Below are 14228 nucleotides of genomic sequence, written 5' to 3' on the forward strand. Positions count from 1 at the left end.
TTTGGCGAATGCTGCGAAGAGCGTCCCGATCGCGGTCGGTGGTTCATCGGGGAAGTCCAGGCGAAATCCCTGACGCGGACTTGGACGGCGATCAAGGATGCGGTCCGTCGAACGCGGCCCCCGATAGATCCAGCGTGCCATGCTTGAGAAGCGCGGCTTCGAGCCGCGTTGATATCCAGGCGTGGGCCTGGGGCGTGAGCTGCACGGAGGGCTTTCGCATTATGGCGCGCCGAGGGCTCGTGTTACCAAAACCGGCCGACAGGTTGCGGAGGGTCGGAGCAAAGGCCAGGGCGCCCAATTCGTCCATCATGTCCACCATGGACACCCCGGTTGAGAGCGGCCCATCGATGAAGACCGGACTGTGCACGCGGATGTAGTGGGACCAATCGGCCTTCCAGCTTCGAGCCGAGAGATCGCCCGGCGTTGCATCGTCGGTGCCCGGAACGTGCTGCCTTCCTATGGCTCGTCCATATATTCGGTAGTCGCTGCGATCCTGGACCATCCGTGCCATGAACATGACCGCGCCGTCCTGGACCTGCCGGGGGCGCTTCCCGGTCGGATAGGTGCATGCCCAGTTCGACCCCGATCGCGCGACCTCCTGTCCGATGTCCATCGACAGGTCGGCTCGGTCCTCCGACCGACCGAAGAATTTCACGAATGACTGGAGGGGCGCATCGAGCGGGCTCGCCGACAGGAATGGAGATGCAAGGTCCACGTCCTCCCCGAAGTCCGGCAGGGGGGCCGGAGCCGCAGTCAGGCGCACGCCGGCGAGCGTCTTGGCCCACTGCGCGAGGCGTGCTGCATCCAGGTCGACCGAGGTCCTCCCCCACAGGTCCGCGAAGTAGTCGAGGCAATGCGACACGATGTTGGAATCGCTGGCACAGAACCCGAACTCCTTGTTCCGGAACATCGCCGCTTCCGTGAGGTTGGCACTCGTGACGATCGCCGAAGAGGTGCCGAACACGTACATCTTGGAGTGGAGCCCTCTTATGCCGCGCACCGTTGCGCCGGCGCGAAGCAGGGTTTCGAGGGCGGCGAGATCGCTCACACCGGCATTGAATCCATTCAGGTCGAAGCGAGTGATCACCTCGATGGTGGGAGGCACTGCCAGCTTCAGGAAGCGCTGCACGGTGGACTGCTTGATGAAAGGGCAGATGATCCGCAGGGCCGCCGGCCGCGATTTCATCTCGCGGTCGATCTCCTCGGCCCATCCGGAATCGACGAGTCGAAAGCTTTCCAACTGACGCTCCATGCCCGCTTCGGGTGCCCACCCCTAGGCTTAGCTGCCCAGCAGTTTCGTCGACGCCCGAGAAGGCCGCCTGCTTCTACTGTATCAACGATTGAGATCGCGCCAGCAATGCCACCGCCTGACCGAGGCGCGCATCGGCACTACCCGGGGCCGTAGCGGCTGCAGAGCGCGGCCGTCCAATCGCGATGCGCACCACAGTGGATTTGTTCGGGCAGTCGTGCAAGCTCGATGCAAAAGGATGGGACTGAATCCATGCTGCTGACCCAAGACATGCTGCTCGGACGCCTTGCCGAATTGGTTCGAGACGCTACCGCGATCGATATTGCCACTGCTTGGGCATCGCCGGGGCAGGCGATGGACGCCGTGCTGGAACGGGCCGGGAGCATTCCGCTGCGCGCCATTGTCGGCATCGCCGGATGGGCGACGCATCCGAGCGCGCTCCGCGCGTTCGCTGAGGGCGGTCATCTCCGCATTCCGACAAAGGCTCCTCTTTTCCATCCGAAGGTGATCCTGTTCCACCATGGGGAACGGACGACGGCATGGATCGGCAGCGCCAACCTGACCCGCAGCGGATACCAGCAGAATAGAGAGGTCATGTTCGAGGTAGCGGAGGGGCATGGCATCCGGCAATGGTTCGACGAGATCTGGGCCTCGCTGCCGCATGATCCCAGCGACGTGGTGGACGACTACGAGGCGAATTGGCGCCCGGACAGGGCCTTCCATGAACCGATCGCCGATCTCGAGGAAACCGGACCTGTCCCCTCAGTGCTCGATCCCCTGCCCGATGGCGCGGATTGGGCGGCCTATGTGGAAGCGATCGGTCGCGCGAGCCGGTTCTGGAAGAGCCAGAATGTCCATTGGACCGTGGATGGCGAGGGTCCGAGCTGGCTCACCACGATCAATCTGGGGAATGCGATCGTCAAGAGAGCCGACTTCGCCCGCCTGACGTATCTCGAGTACCGCGTGCTGCTCGGCATAGAACTGCGCGGCGAGCATTCTGCCTACGGGCTGCTCGGATCCATGAAAGGTGCCGGCCTGGCGAAGGAGGCGTTCAATCCGAGCAATGGACGACCACCAGCTGTCCGACTCCATGTACGCAAGCTGCTGCAGCCGGTCATGGACAGCAGTTTCGAGGACTTTCCCGAGGTTGCATCGCGATTCATCGCGCGCATTTCCGAGATCGAAGGGTTCGCCGGCTCGGTGGCCACGCGCCTGATCGTTCTTGCCCGCCCGGACCTAGCCGTATCGGTGAACAATGGCTCGAAAGCCATGCTGGAACTGTACAGCGGCATTCGAGGCTCGGCGTTGTCCAAGCCTCGCCGGCCGAAGGCCAGCGGGTCCTACCCGGAACTGCTCGAATATCTGGGAACCCAGCCTTGGTACCGGTCGCCAAAGCCCCGCAACCCCTACGAACGAATGCTGTCCTCCAGTCGCGGTGCCCTGCTGGATGCGATCGCCTATGGCCACGGGTGGAGGTGACCTCGAGGGCCATCGCTCAGGATCCATGACGGCGGTACGCAAGCCTGTTTTGCGCGGCACTGCCGCTCCTCGGAGCTAGTCCTCCTTCAGGTGCGAGGCGATGGGTCTCTGAGGTACCTTTGCTGGCTCCAGATATCTCGGCAGGCTTTCGATCAACTTGGACAGCACTGGGATCAGGTAATCGCCGTAGTCCGCTGCCTGGGTGGAGTTCTTATGGCCCGTGATCTTGTCGACCACGTCCTGGGGAAGATCGAGATTTCGCCTCAGCGTCTCGAAACGGTGCCGCCAGGCATGATTGGGCTGCACCTTTCGCACGATGCCCAGCTTGCGCACCCACTTCGACAACCGTTCGCCCACCTTGTCCGACTGCCGGTGCCCCTTCGCCGAGTTCCTTGCGCGCTCGGGATCGTAGAAGAGCGGTTTGCCTCGGCGCCGATCCACGTAGTCGAGGAACCCCTGCTCCAGCACATGCGAATGGATGGGCACCACCCGTGCCTCATGGGTTTTGATCGAGCCATCCTCAGGGGTGAATCGCATGCACCAGATCAGGTCTCCGTCAGGCGTCTCCTCCTGGTAGACATTGGAGGAGTGGAGCTGGCCGATCTCGCCAACCCTGGCACCACTATAAGCGCATAGCCAAGGCACCCATCGCCGGGCCGCGGCTCCGACCTCGGTCAGGCTTCCCCCGCCTGGAATCAGCGTGGCCGACAGGATCGTCCGCGCCTCGATATGGCTGAACCCCTTTGAACCGAGGCTCACCCTCGGAGCAACCTCCTGCTTCACACCCTCGGCCACGTTCTCGGTGATGCCTGGCACCTTAGTGCTCGAGGCCGCCCAAGCCAGAATGCCTCGCACGCCGGCGAGATCGCCGGCCGAGATGGTGCTCGTGTCGCCCCCTTGATCGAAACGGTGATCGCGCCAGCGTGCCACGTCGTTCGTGGTCAGTTCGGCCACATTGTTCTTGCCGGTGAACTTCATCAGCATTCTGAACTTGCCCGACCAGCTGTCGATGGTGCTGATTGCCTTGCCGCTCCCCTTGGCCCAAAGCGCCAGCAGGTCCTCGCAGCCGATCGCGGGACCGGAAAGATTTCTCGGAATCTCAGGGAAACGAGCAAGCTTGGGGTCAGGGGTGTAGTCGCCCGCAGCATTGCGCTTGAGGTGTTCCATGGCGTCGCGGGCCGCAACGGCGAGGCACCGGCAGAGCAGTGCGAAGCTCTGGGCATCGACATCGATGTTCATGTCTTCGAGCAGCGTGCGCGCATCCTTGGCGAACGCATGGACCGCGTTCCGCTCAGGATGGAGCATGAAGTCGTCGATGAAGACGGGGCGCTTGCCGTCGCGCCATTCCGCCTTGGGCAGCGAACGCTGCACCGCAAGCAGCTTGCGCTCCCAGTCCTCGACAGCGCCGGGATCCTCGCCATGCTCGGCGACATAGCGGCGGTAGTGCTCGCCGCCCAACGCTTGCGCCTCCTTGTGGGTCAGCCGTCGCTGCACCCGGTTCGGCGAGGCCGGCGCCATCTCCGAGGAGGCCAGCCGCAGCTGCTCCCACTCCGCCTCGATCGCTGCCACTGCCTGCTTGTGCAGGCGCAGGGCGATCCGAGGATCGCGGGTGCCCAACGACTTGCGGACTTCCTTGCGCTTCAGGATGGGCTGGAGATCGATCGGGACCCAAAGTCGGGTGTAGAGAATACCGCTCTTGGGCAGCGGCCATGGGCCGGAGGGTTTTAGAGTCATTCCTGTATCACCTTCCTGTATCAGTCGGGCGGCGCAAGGCCTTGTCGCACAAGGCTTTCAGGAATTCCAAGGCTTTTGGGATGAATGGCGGAGAGAGAGGGATTCGAACCCCCGATAGAGTTGCCCCTATGCCGCATTTCGAGTGCGGTGCATTCAACCACTCTGCCATCTCTCCGCGAGATCGATTGGGGCACCCTCGCGGGAGCCGGCTGGTCGACACGGCCGGGCTTATGACATAGCATTCGATGGGCTGCAACACCCTCGGCCAATATGCTTTCATTGCGTTGGCACGGCCATGACTCCTGCCCCTCTCTTCCTCTACGGCACCTTGCGGGACCCCGACATTCTGGCCGCCGTGCTCGGACGGACCGTGGCCGTCCGCCAGCTCATTGCGGCGACGGCGCCCGATTGCGTAGCCGTGTACTTTCCCGGCCGGGTCTATCCGGTTTTGCTGAGGCGGCCCGGAAGCGCGGCGCCGGGCCTGCTGCTGCTGGTGGCTCCATCCGCCGCCGCCTGGACGCTCAATCACTGGATACGGGAGCACAAGCCCCAGGTGCTCGCACGTGAGACCGAACTGGCCCGCGCGGCGCGGGCGGGAACGGCCCGGCGCTAACCGTCACAATTTCGTGGTTGCCGAACTTCTGCCCGGGGCCGGCGTTCGTTTGAACGCTGAACAAAGCAAAAGGGAGATTCTCAATTGATAAAGCGTCGCGACGTGGTTGCCGGCATGGCAACACTGCCGCTGCTGTCGGTCGGCAGCGGATTTCTTGGCAGTGCCTGGGCGCAGGAGGCGGCGCTCGACGGAGACAGCGTGCCGACTGCCGACGGCGATATCATCATCCATCCGGTTGATCATGCCAGCCTGCTGCTGGGATTCGGCGATGCGGTGATCTATGTCGATCCTGTGGGCGGCGCCGCCCGCTATGTGGGATTGCCGCCACCGACGGCCATCCTGGTGACACATGGCCATGGCGACCATTTCGACGCGCCTACGCTCGAGGCCATTGCCGGCTCGGCACCCATCCTCACCAGCCAGGAAGTGTTCGACAAATTGCCCGAGGGCCTGAAGGCCAGTGCCAAGGCTATCGCCAATGGCGGCGAGGACAGCCTCAACGGCATCGCCGTGCGCGCCATCGCTGCCCACAACATCACCGAGGACCGGATGCGCTACCACCCTGTCGGCGTCGGCAACGGCTATGTGCTGACGCTGGGCGACAAGCAGGTCTATGTGGCTGGCGACACCGAGCCGACCGACGACATGCTGGCCCTGACCGATATCGAGGTCGCCTTCCTGCCGATGAACCTGCCCTATACGATGACGCCGGATCAGGCGGCCGAGGCCATCAACACTTTCAAGCCGCGCATCGCCTATCCCTATCACTATGGGGAAAGCGACCTCTCGGTGTTGGAGACAGCGGTCGGACCGGACACTGAAATACGCCTGCGCCAATGGTATCCAAACGGCGGCTGACCCCGCGCCAACCCTTGACTCTTGTGGCATTTGCCCCGATAAGCGCGACCTGAAACGTGCGCTGGCCCTGCTGGCGCGCTTTTCTTTGTTTGAAAACGCTGTTCGAGGCTGCCCGCCGGTCTAATCGCCGGCAGCATGCAAGAAGACCGCAGGATCCGGGCTTACACCTGCGGCGCCACAGAGCGCGACACAATGGGACCGGGCGTTTGACGCTCCCGGTTAAGCTATGACTTTCGCCGTGATCAAGACCGGTGGCAAGCAGTACAAGGTTGCCGCCAACGACGTTCTCAAGATTGAAAAGCTCGATGCCGAAGCCGGCACCATCGTCACCTTCGACCAGGTGCTGATGGTTGATGGCGAAGTCGGTGCTCCGCTCGTCGAAGGCGCGCTCGTCGCTGCCGAACTGCTCGAGACCCGCAAGCAGAAGACGGTCATCATTCTCAAGAAGAACCGTCGCCACAATTACCGTCGCCGCAACGGCCATCGCCAGCTGCTGTCGACCGTGCGCATCACCGAGATCCTGACCGGCGGCGCCAAGCCGACGATCAAGGCGGCCGGTGTTGCCAAGCCGACCGAGATTGTGAGCGAAGCCGCTCCGGCCAAGAAGTCGGCCAAGGCTGCCCCCAAGGTCGCCGCTGCGGAAACCGCCGAGGCTCCGGCCAAGGCACCGGCAAAGAAGGCTGCTGCCCCCAAGGTCGCCGCTGCCACCGAAGACACCGCCGCTGAAAAGCCGGCGAAGAAGGCCCCGGCTGCCAAGAAGGCAGCTCCCAAGGCCGACAAGGAATAAGGAGCCCTAGAGATGGCACACAAAAAAGCAGGCGGTTCATCCCGCAACGGTCGTGATACCGCTGGCCGTCGTCTTGGCGTCAAGAAGTTCGGTGGCGAAGCTGTCGTCGCCGGCAACATCATCATCCGCCAGCGCGGCACCAAGTGGCACCCCGGCACCGGCGTCGGCCTGGGCAAGGACCACACTATCTATGCACTCGTCGACGGCGCCGTGACGTTCCGAACCCGTGCGAATTCGCAGGTTTTCGTCAACGTGACCCCGGCAGAGGCCGCCGAATAACCCGGCAGGTCCCTCGAACCAGCCGGTGACCAGTTCCCCGGCTCGTGTTCCCACAATGCGAGATTGATCAAGGGGAACCGGTGCGCCGGTTCCCCTTTTCGCATTTTCGCCACGTGGATAGACGTCAAATGAACAGCACTAGGGATCGCCTGCCCGCAACGATCACGACGGACCGCCTGGTGCTGACCACTCCCACCCTGGCCCATGTTCCAGAAATGGCCATGCTGGCCAACAGCAGGTCCATCCACGAGGTGCTGTCGCGCCTGCCTCATCCCTATGACGAAAGTCATGCGCGCGACTTCGTCGAGAATATTGCGCGCGGGCCCGAGGAGTTCGCCTGGTCGATCCTGCTGCAGGGCACCTATATCGGCACGATGGGCCTCCACCTGCTGCCCGATCAGTTGCCCGAACTCGGCTACTGGCTGGGCCAGCCCTATTGGGGCCACGGCTATGCCACCGAGGCGGCCCAGGCCGTGGTCGCGGCAGCGCGGATAGCGGGCTATCGAGCGCTGCGATCACGGGCTCTGCTGACCAATGCCGCCTCGCGCAATGTTTTGCGCAAGGTGGGCTTCATCGAGACCGGCGAGGATGTCGACAAGGCCGGCACGCTGGCCGGGCGGCAGGTGATGCAGATGCGGCTGGAGTTCGAGAGATGATCCCCATCCGGACCGAACGGTTGATCCTGCGCGAGCCTGATCTCGACGATGCGCCCTGCTATGCCCTGGGGATCGGCGAATATGAGGTGGCGCGGTTCCTGACGCCGGTGCCCTATCCCTATTCCCTGGCCATGGCCGTCGACTGGCTGCGTCAGGCCCGTCCGGCCACACCGGAACAGGCGCTGCTGATCATCGAGCTGCCCGGCAAGGGCGTTATCGGCTGCGTATCGCTGCTCAATGAACTCGGCTTCTGGATCGCCCGGCCGCACTGGAACAAGGGCTATGTGACCGAAGCCGCCACCGCGCTGCTCGATTGGCATTTCGCCGGTTGCGACAGGGAGTTGGTCCTGTCCAGCGCCCATCACGACAATGCCGCCTCGCTGGCGGTGCAGCGCAAGCTCGGCTTCACGCCGACCGGACGGGAAATGCGCTTCAGCCAGACGCTGCAGCACAATGTCGACCATGTGGTGACGACATTGTCGCGGTCGGCCTGGCAGGCACGGGGAGCACAGTCATGACGCCCAGAGAAGCACTGCCCGCCACCATTGCGACCGCGCGCCTGGTGCTCCGCGCCCCTGTCATGACCGACCTTGCCGATCTGGTGACGCTGGCAAACAATTGGCAGGTGATCGAGCCGACCGCCGTCATGCCCTTCCCCTATCTGGAAGAGCATGGCCGCAGTTTTCTGCAACGTGTCGGGGATCCGCAATCCCCTCTCGCCTACGCGATTGCCAGCGCGGGCCGCCTGATCGGCGTCGTCAGTCTGAAATTCGAGCCGGGCAAACGCCCCGAGTTGGGTTACTGGCTGGGCCAGCCCCATTGGGGCCAGGGCTTTGCTCCCGAGGCGGTCATCGGACTGCTCGATGCAGCGCGGGCCAGCGGCCAGATTCCGCAGATCAGCGCCCGGGTGCTCGAAAGCAACCCTGGCTCGATCCGTGTGTTGGAAAAAGCGGGTTTCACCATCGAGGAACGGACACACAGCGTGGTCGAGCGCCATCGTGGCAAGCCGCTGCTGATCATGGCGTGGAGCGCCGCATGAATGTGACGCTGCACACGCCCCGCTTCGTCCTGCGCCAGCCGCAAATGGGCGACGCCGAACCGATTGCCCGCTACCTCAACGATTTTGCGGTCTCGGGCAACCTTGCGCGCGTGCCCTTTCCCTACCATTTGAGTGATGCGAAGGCGTGGCTCAACACCAGGCGGGCCGACCTGCCGGCCGAAGCGACCAATTTTGCCATCGACCTGCCCGATCAGGGCCTGGTCGGCCAGGTGGGTTTCCACCAGGGAGCCGAGGGACCGATCATCGGCTATTGGCTGGGCCAGCCCTTCTGGAACCGGGGCATCATGACCGAAGCGGTGATAGCCAGCCTCGATTGGCTGTTTTCGGTATCGGATGCGCCGGCTGTCTATTCCGGCGTGTTCCACTTCAACGCGGCCTCGCTGGCCATTCAGACCAGGCTCGGATTTATCCAAACCGGGCGCTCAACCCTGCTCTGCCTTGCGCGTGGCGCCGAGGTGGAGCATATCGACACAATCATGACGCGCAGCGTCTGGAAGGCCAGAGACAAATGAAGTTCCTCGACCAGGCCAAGGTCTATATTCGATCCGGCGACGGCGGCGGTGGCGCGGTATCGTTCCTCCGCGAAAAGTTCGTCGAGTTCGGCGGCCCCAATGGCGGCAATGGCGGCCGTGGCGGCGACATCGTGCTCGAATGCGTCGATGGCCTCAATACGCTGATCGACTACCGCTACCAGCAGCATTTCAAGGCCAAGACCGGCACACATGGCATGGGCAAGCAGCGCACCGGCGCCGATGGCGAGGACGTGGTGCTGCGCGTGCCCGTGGGCACCCAGGTATTCGAGGACGACAACGAAACCCTGATCGCCGACATGACCGAGGTGGGCCAGCGCGTCGTGCTGCTTTCTGGCGGCAATGGCGGCTTCGGCAATGCCCACTTCAAGACCAGCTCGAACCAGGCTCCCCGCCACGCCAATCCCGGCCAGGTCGGCACGGAAAAGTGGGTCTGGCTGCGGCTCAAGCTGATCGCCGATGCGGGCCTCGTGGGCCTGCCCAATGCCGGCAAATCCACCTTCCTCGCCGCCGTTTCGGCGGCCAAGCCCAAGATCGCCGACTATCCCTTCACCACGCTCCATCCCAACCTGGGCGTGGTCTCGATCGGCGAGCGCGATTTCGTCCTGGCTGACATTCCGGGCCTGATCGAAGGCGCCAGCGAAGGCGCCGGCATCGGCGACCGGTTCCTGGGCCATGTCGAGCGCTGCGGCGTGCTGATCCACCTGATCGACGGCACCCAGGACGACGTCAAGCAGGCCTACAAGACTATCCGCAATGAACTGGCTGCCTATGACGAACGGCTGGCCGAGAAGCCGGAAATCGTGGTGCTCAACAAGATCGACGCCATCGAGCCCGACGATCTCAAGGAAAAGCTCAAGGTGCTGAAGAAAGTCAGCAAGCAGGATGTGCTGCTGGTCTCGGGCGTCACCGGCAAGGGCACGGACATGGTGCTCTACGGCGTCATCGAGACGCTCGACGCCACCAAGGCCGCCAAGCTGGAAGCCGCGCGGCGCAAGGCAGAACCCAATTGGGCGCCGTGATGGGATTGGCGCATGCCCTCTTCACCTCTCCCTTTGGGGGAGAGGTCGACCCGTCTTCGGGTCGGGTGAGGGGGCCTTTCCAGGCACTTCACCCAGCAAAGGCCCCCTCACCCGGCGCTGCGCGCCGACGTCTCCCCCAAAGGGAGAGGTGTGCAGAGATCGAGTCCGCTACGCCATGAACGCCCTCGCGCCCTTCAAGCGCCTGACCATCAAGATCGGCTCGGCTCTGCTCGTCGACGGCAAGGGCAAGCTGCGCGCTGCCTGGCTGGCGGACCTCGCCGCCGACATCGCAACGCTCAAGGCCGGCGGCTGCGACGTCGTCATCGTTTCCTCGGGCGCCATTGCACTCGGCCGGGGCCTGCTCGGCCTCAGCGCCGTGGCTCTGACGCTGGAGCAGAGCCAGGCCGCAGCCAGCGCCGGGCAGATTGCCCTCAGCCAGGCCTGGGCCGAGGCGCTGGGGCGGCATGGAATCGTCACCGGCCAGATCCTGATCACGCCCAATATCACCGAGGAGCGGCGCTATTACCTCAATGCCCGCACCACCATCGCGACGCTGCTGGGCCTGGGCGCTATCCCGATCATCAACGAGAATGACAGCGTCGCCACGGCGGAAATCCGCTATGGCGACAATGACCGCCTGTCGGCCCGCGTCGCCACCATGATCGAGGCCGATTGCCTGGTGCTGCTCTCCGATGTCGACGGGCTCTATACCGCCCCTCCGGCCAAAGACCCCAATGCCGAGCATCTGCCGGTGGTGCGCTCGATCACGCCAGCCATCGAGGCCATGGCGGGCGGCGCGGCCAGCCATCTGTCGCGCGGCGGCATGACCACCAAGGTCGAAGCCGGCAAGATCGCCACCCAGGCCGGCACGGCCATGATCATCGCCAAGGGCACCGATAGCCATCCGCTCAAGGCGCTGACCGAGGGCGGCCGCCATACCCTGTTCCTGCCGGCGCAGAGCCGCGCCCAGGCGCGCAAGCGCTGGATCATGGGGACGCTGGCGGTAGCGGGCACGCTGCAAGTCGATGCCGGCGCGGCGCGGGCTTTGCTCACTGGCAAGTCCCTGTTGCCGATCGGGGTGACCAAGGTCACCGGCACCTTCGAGCGGGGCGACGCCATTGCCGTCACTAACCCCGACGGCGTCGAGATTGCCCGAGCCCTGGTCGGCCTCGACAGCGACGAGGCGCGGCTGGTGATGGGCAAGCGCAGCGATGCCGTGCTCGAGTTGCTGGGCACCGGCAACCGCGCCGCTTTGGTGCATCGCGACAACATGGTGCTGGTCGGCACCAAGGAGGACAGCAATGAGCGCGCTTGAGGCCGGGAAGTCCGTCAGCGAGATCATGGCCGAGATCGGCCGCAACGCCCGGCTTGGCGCCAGGGCGCTGGCCATTGCGACGCCGGAGCAGAAGCGCCGGGCGCTGACGGTTGCCGCCGGCGCCATCAATGCGCATCGCAAGGCCATCCTCTCCGCCAATGCCCAGGACATGGCAACTGCCGAAACCAAGGGCATTTCCAAGGCCTTTCTCGACCGCCTGGCTCTGACCGATGCCCGCATCGACGGCATCGTCGAAGCCGTTAAGACCATTGCCGACCTGCCTGATCCGGTCGGCGCCACCATCGCCGAATGGGACCGGCCCAATGGCCTCCATATCGAGCGCGTGCGCACCCCGCTGGGCGTTATCGGGGTGATCTTCGAGTCGCGTCCCAACGTCACCGCCGATGCCGGCGCGCTCTGCATCAAGTCGGGCAACGCGGTGATCCTGCGCGGCGGCAGCGACAGTTTTCATTCGAGCAAGGCCATCGTCGACTGCATGCTCGATGGCCTGCATGCCGCAGGATTGCCTGTGGAATGCCTGCAACTTGTCCCCACCACCGACCGGGCGGCCGTCGGCGAGATGCTCAGGGGCCTCGATGGTAATATCGACGTCATCGTCCCCCGTGGCGGCAAGACCCTGGTCGCCCGCGTGCAGGACGAAGCGCGCGTGCCGGTCTTTGCCCATCTCGAGGGGCTGGTGCATGTCTATGTCGACAAGTCGGCTGACCTCGAAAAGGCCGTCAACGTCACGCTCAACGCCAAGATGCGCCGCACCGGGATCTGCGGCGCCGCCGAGACGCTGCTGGTGCACAAGGATGTGGTGGCGACCCACCTCAGGCCGATCATCGAGGCGCTGGCGGCCAAGGGCTGCGAAATCCGCGGCGACGCCACCGTCATGGCCGCGATCCCGATGGCCAAGGCGGCCACCGAAGAGGATTGGCGCACCGAGTATGAGGACGCCATCATCTCGGTGAAGGTGGTCGACAGCCTCGAGGCAGCCATCGCCCATATCGAGAAATATTCGAGCCACCACACCGAGGCGATCATTGCCGAGGACCCGGCCGCCGTCGAAAAATTCTTCAACCAGATCGACAGCGCGATCCTCTTGCACAATGCCTCAACCCAGTTCGCCGATGGCGGCGAGTTCGGCTTTGGCGGCGAGATCGGCATCGCCACCGGCAAGATGCATGCGCGCGGACCGGTCGGCGTCGAACAGCTCACCAGCTTCAAATACCGCATCCGCGGCAACGGCCAGACCCGGCCGTGATGGATCTTGTGTTGCCTTTGGCATCCGGGGTTGGTGCCCCCCTCCCCCTTGAGGGAAGGGGCTGGGGGTGGGGGTCCATCGGTGACCGACTGAGCGATCCCCTCCCTCGATCCCTCCCCTCAAGGGGGAGGGAGGCGATAACTGACCGTCTCGGTGTTCTTTGACCCTGCGCCACCCCTTCCGCATTCCTGGCATTACCGAGCTGCCGCCTTCTGGCAGCGGCATGCGCATCGGCCTGTTCGGCGGCAGCTTCAACCCCATCCATGACGGGCATCGCCTGGTGGTCGAGGAGACGCTGCGCCGGCTCGAGCTCGACGCGCTCTGGGTCCTGGTGACCCCGGGCAATCCGCTCAAGAACCACAATGACCTTGCGCCGCTGGCCGACCGGGTGTTGGCTGCGCGACGCCTGCTCGACCATCCGCGAGTCCGCGTCACCGGCTTTGAGGCGGCGCATGGCTTCACCTATTCCTGGCAGACGGTGCGCTTCCTGACCGAGGCCATGCCTGACCGCCGCTTTGTCTGGATCATGGGCGCCGACAATCTGGTGGATTTCCAGCGCTGGGAGCGCTGGCGCAATATTGCCGCCATGGTGCCCATCGCCGTCTATGTGCGCCCCGGTTCGGGTCGCCGGGCGCCGGTATCGATGGCGGCCAGCTACCTGGCGCGCTGGCGCATCGACGAGGAGGCTGCGCCGCGCCTCGCCATGCTGCCGGCCCCCGCCTGGGTCTATCTGCATGGCAGGCAATCGCCCCTCTCGTCTTCCGCCATCAGGGCAAGGCGGCAACACGTTAAGTCAAAGTGAAGCCCCAATCTTGCGAAACCGTCACGTAAAGCGCATATTGAGGCGTGTGATTAATAGTCACCGGAACAGGAACTGACTGCTTGCCGTTTATCAAACGCCTGCAACATTCCGATCAACAACCAAGGATGCTGACCCCACGCATGACCCATGCACTGGCATGGGCGGAAGGCCATTGCTGATGGCCGCGCTGCCCGAGAACACCGTCACCCAATCCGAAGCGCCCGTCGCGGCCCCGGAACGCCCCATGATCGATGTGATCCTCGACTGCCTTGACGATGCCAAGGCCGAGGAAGTCGTCGCCGTGGACATAACAGGCAAGTCGTCGCTGGCTGACCATATGGTCGTCGCCTCCGGCCGTTCGCAGCGCCATGTCGGCGCCGTGGCCGACCAGATGATCACCGCCCTGCGCGATGCCGGTTACGGCAAGCCGCGGGTCGAGGGCCTGCCGCATTGCGATTGGGTCCTGGTCGATGCCGGCGATGTCATCGTCCACATCTTCCGCCCTGAAGTGCGCGAATTCTACAATATCGAGAAGATGTGGCAGGCCGATTTCGCCGCCGACGCCCACTAGGCATTC

The 14228-nt window shown here is 64.2% G+C and carries 16 protein-coding genes and 1 tRNA gene; 14 read left to right on the forward strand and 3 right to left on the reverse strand.

What is annotated here, in order from left to right:
- Nucleotides 1-91: 91 nt before the first annotated feature.
- Nucleotides 92-1252 (reverse strand): phospholipase D family protein, encoded by a 1161-nt coding sequence (locus tag IH615_RS17855; protein ID WP_291363992.1) that lies wholly within the window; start codon nucleotides 1250-1252, stop codon nucleotides 92-94.
- Nucleotides 1253-1501: 249 nt separating this feature from the next.
- On the opposite strand from IH615_RS17855, the gene IH615_RS17860 reads away from it, so the two are divergent.
- Entirely contained in the window at nucleotides 1502-2728 is a 1227-nt protein-coding gene (locus IH615_RS17860) for a phospholipase D family protein (protein WP_291363994.1), read from the forward strand.
- 75 nt (nucleotides 2729-2803) lie between these two features.
- On the opposite strand, the gene IH615_RS17865 is transcribed toward IH615_RS17860, so the two are convergent.
- Nucleotides 2804-4462 (reverse strand): DUF6538 domain-containing protein, encoded by a 1659-nt coding sequence (locus tag IH615_RS17865; RefSeq protein WP_291363996.1) that lies wholly within the window; start codon nucleotides 4460-4462, stop codon nucleotides 2804-2806.
- A gap of 85 nt (nucleotides 4463-4547) precedes the next feature.
- Nucleotides 4548-4637 (reverse strand) — tRNA-Ser (locus IH615_RS17870).
- Between the two features lie 120 nt (nucleotides 4638-4757).
- Here IH615_RS17870 and IH615_RS17875 point away from each other — a divergent pair.
- The 13 genes from IH615_RS17875 (at nucleotide 4758) to rsfS (ending at nucleotide 14222) form a co-directional block, all read left to right on the forward strand.
- Nucleotides 4758-5075 carry a gamma-glutamylcyclotransferase family protein gene (locus IH615_RS17875; RefSeq protein ID WP_291363998.1) on the forward strand — a complete coding sequence of 106 codons (318 nt, stop codon included), beginning with the start codon at nucleotides 4758-4760 and terminating at the stop codon, nucleotides 5073-5075.
- Nucleotides 5076-5159: 84 nt separating this feature from the next.
- Entirely contained in the window at nucleotides 5160-5933 is a 774-nt protein-coding gene (locus IH615_RS17880) for an MBL fold metallo-hydrolase (RefSeq protein WP_291364000.1), read from the forward strand.
- A 226-nt stretch (nucleotides 5934-6159) separates the two neighbouring features.
- Nucleotides 6160-6720: a 50S ribosomal protein L21 gene (rplU, locus tag IH615_RS17885; protein ID WP_291364002.1), complete on the forward strand. Its 561-nt coding sequence runs from the start codon at nucleotides 6160-6162 to the stop codon at nucleotides 6718-6720.
- 12 nt (nucleotides 6721-6732) lie between these two features.
- Nucleotides 6733-6999, forward strand: coding sequence for a 50S ribosomal protein L27 (gene rpmA, locus IH615_RS17890; protein WP_291364004.1), 267 nt, complete (start codon nucleotides 6733-6735; stop codon nucleotides 6997-6999).
- A gap of 128 nt (nucleotides 7000-7127) precedes the next feature.
- Nucleotides 7128-7655, forward strand: coding sequence for a GNAT family N-acetyltransferase (locus IH615_RS17895; protein ID WP_291364006.1), 528 nt, complete (start codon nucleotides 7128-7130; stop codon nucleotides 7653-7655).
- Nucleotides 7652-8173 carry a GNAT family N-acetyltransferase gene (locus IH615_RS17900; RefSeq protein WP_291364008.1) on the forward strand — a complete coding sequence of 174 codons (522 nt, stop codon included), beginning with the start codon at nucleotides 7652-7654 and terminating at the stop codon, nucleotides 8171-8173. Before IH615_RS17895 ends, IH615_RS17900 begins: the two co-directional genes overlap by 4 nt.
- Nucleotides 8170-8694: a GNAT family N-acetyltransferase gene (locus tag IH615_RS17905; RefSeq protein ID WP_291364010.1), complete on the forward strand. Its 525-nt coding sequence runs from the start codon at nucleotides 8170-8172 to the stop codon at nucleotides 8692-8694. Before IH615_RS17900 ends, IH615_RS17905 begins: the two co-directional genes overlap by 4 nt.
- Nucleotides 8691-9227, forward strand: a complete 537-nt coding sequence (locus IH615_RS17910; RefSeq protein ID WP_291364012.1) for a GNAT family N-acetyltransferase — start codon at nucleotides 8691-8693, stop codon at nucleotides 9225-9227. The genes IH615_RS17905 and IH615_RS17910 overlap by 4 nt, the downstream gene beginning before the upstream one ends.
- Nucleotides 9224-10267: a GTPase ObgE gene (gene obgE, locus IH615_RS17915; RefSeq protein WP_291364014.1), complete on the forward strand. Its 1044-nt coding sequence runs from the start codon at nucleotides 9224-9226 to the stop codon at nucleotides 10265-10267. The genes IH615_RS17910 and obgE overlap by 4 nt, the downstream gene beginning before the upstream one ends.
- A gap of 175 nt (nucleotides 10268-10442) precedes the next feature.
- On the forward strand, nucleotides 10443-11582 hold the full coding sequence (gene proB, locus IH615_RS17920; protein ID WP_291364016.1) for a glutamate 5-kinase: 1140 nt from the start codon (nucleotides 10443-10445) through the stop codon (nucleotides 11580-11582).
- Entirely contained in the window at nucleotides 11569-12849 is a 1281-nt protein-coding gene (locus tag IH615_RS17925) for a glutamate-5-semialdehyde dehydrogenase (RefSeq protein ID WP_291364017.1), read from the forward strand. Before proB ends, IH615_RS17925 begins: the two co-directional genes overlap by 14 nt.
- Before the next feature lie 160 nt (nucleotides 12850-13009).
- Nucleotides 13010-13651, forward strand: coding sequence for a nicotinate-nucleotide adenylyltransferase (locus tag IH615_RS17930; RefSeq protein ID WP_291364019.1), 642 nt, complete (start codon nucleotides 13010-13012; stop codon nucleotides 13649-13651).
- 244 nt (nucleotides 13652-13895) lie between these two features.
- Entirely contained in the window at nucleotides 13896-14222 is a 327-nt protein-coding gene (gene rsfS / locus IH615_RS17935; RefSeq protein WP_291364134.1) for a ribosome silencing factor, read from the forward strand.
- Nucleotides 14223-14228: the final 6 nt, after the last annotated feature.

The organism is Devosia sp. (genome assembly GCF_014860165.1).
GTDB lineage: Bacteria > Pseudomonadota > Alphaproteobacteria > Rhizobiales > Devosiaceae > Devosia.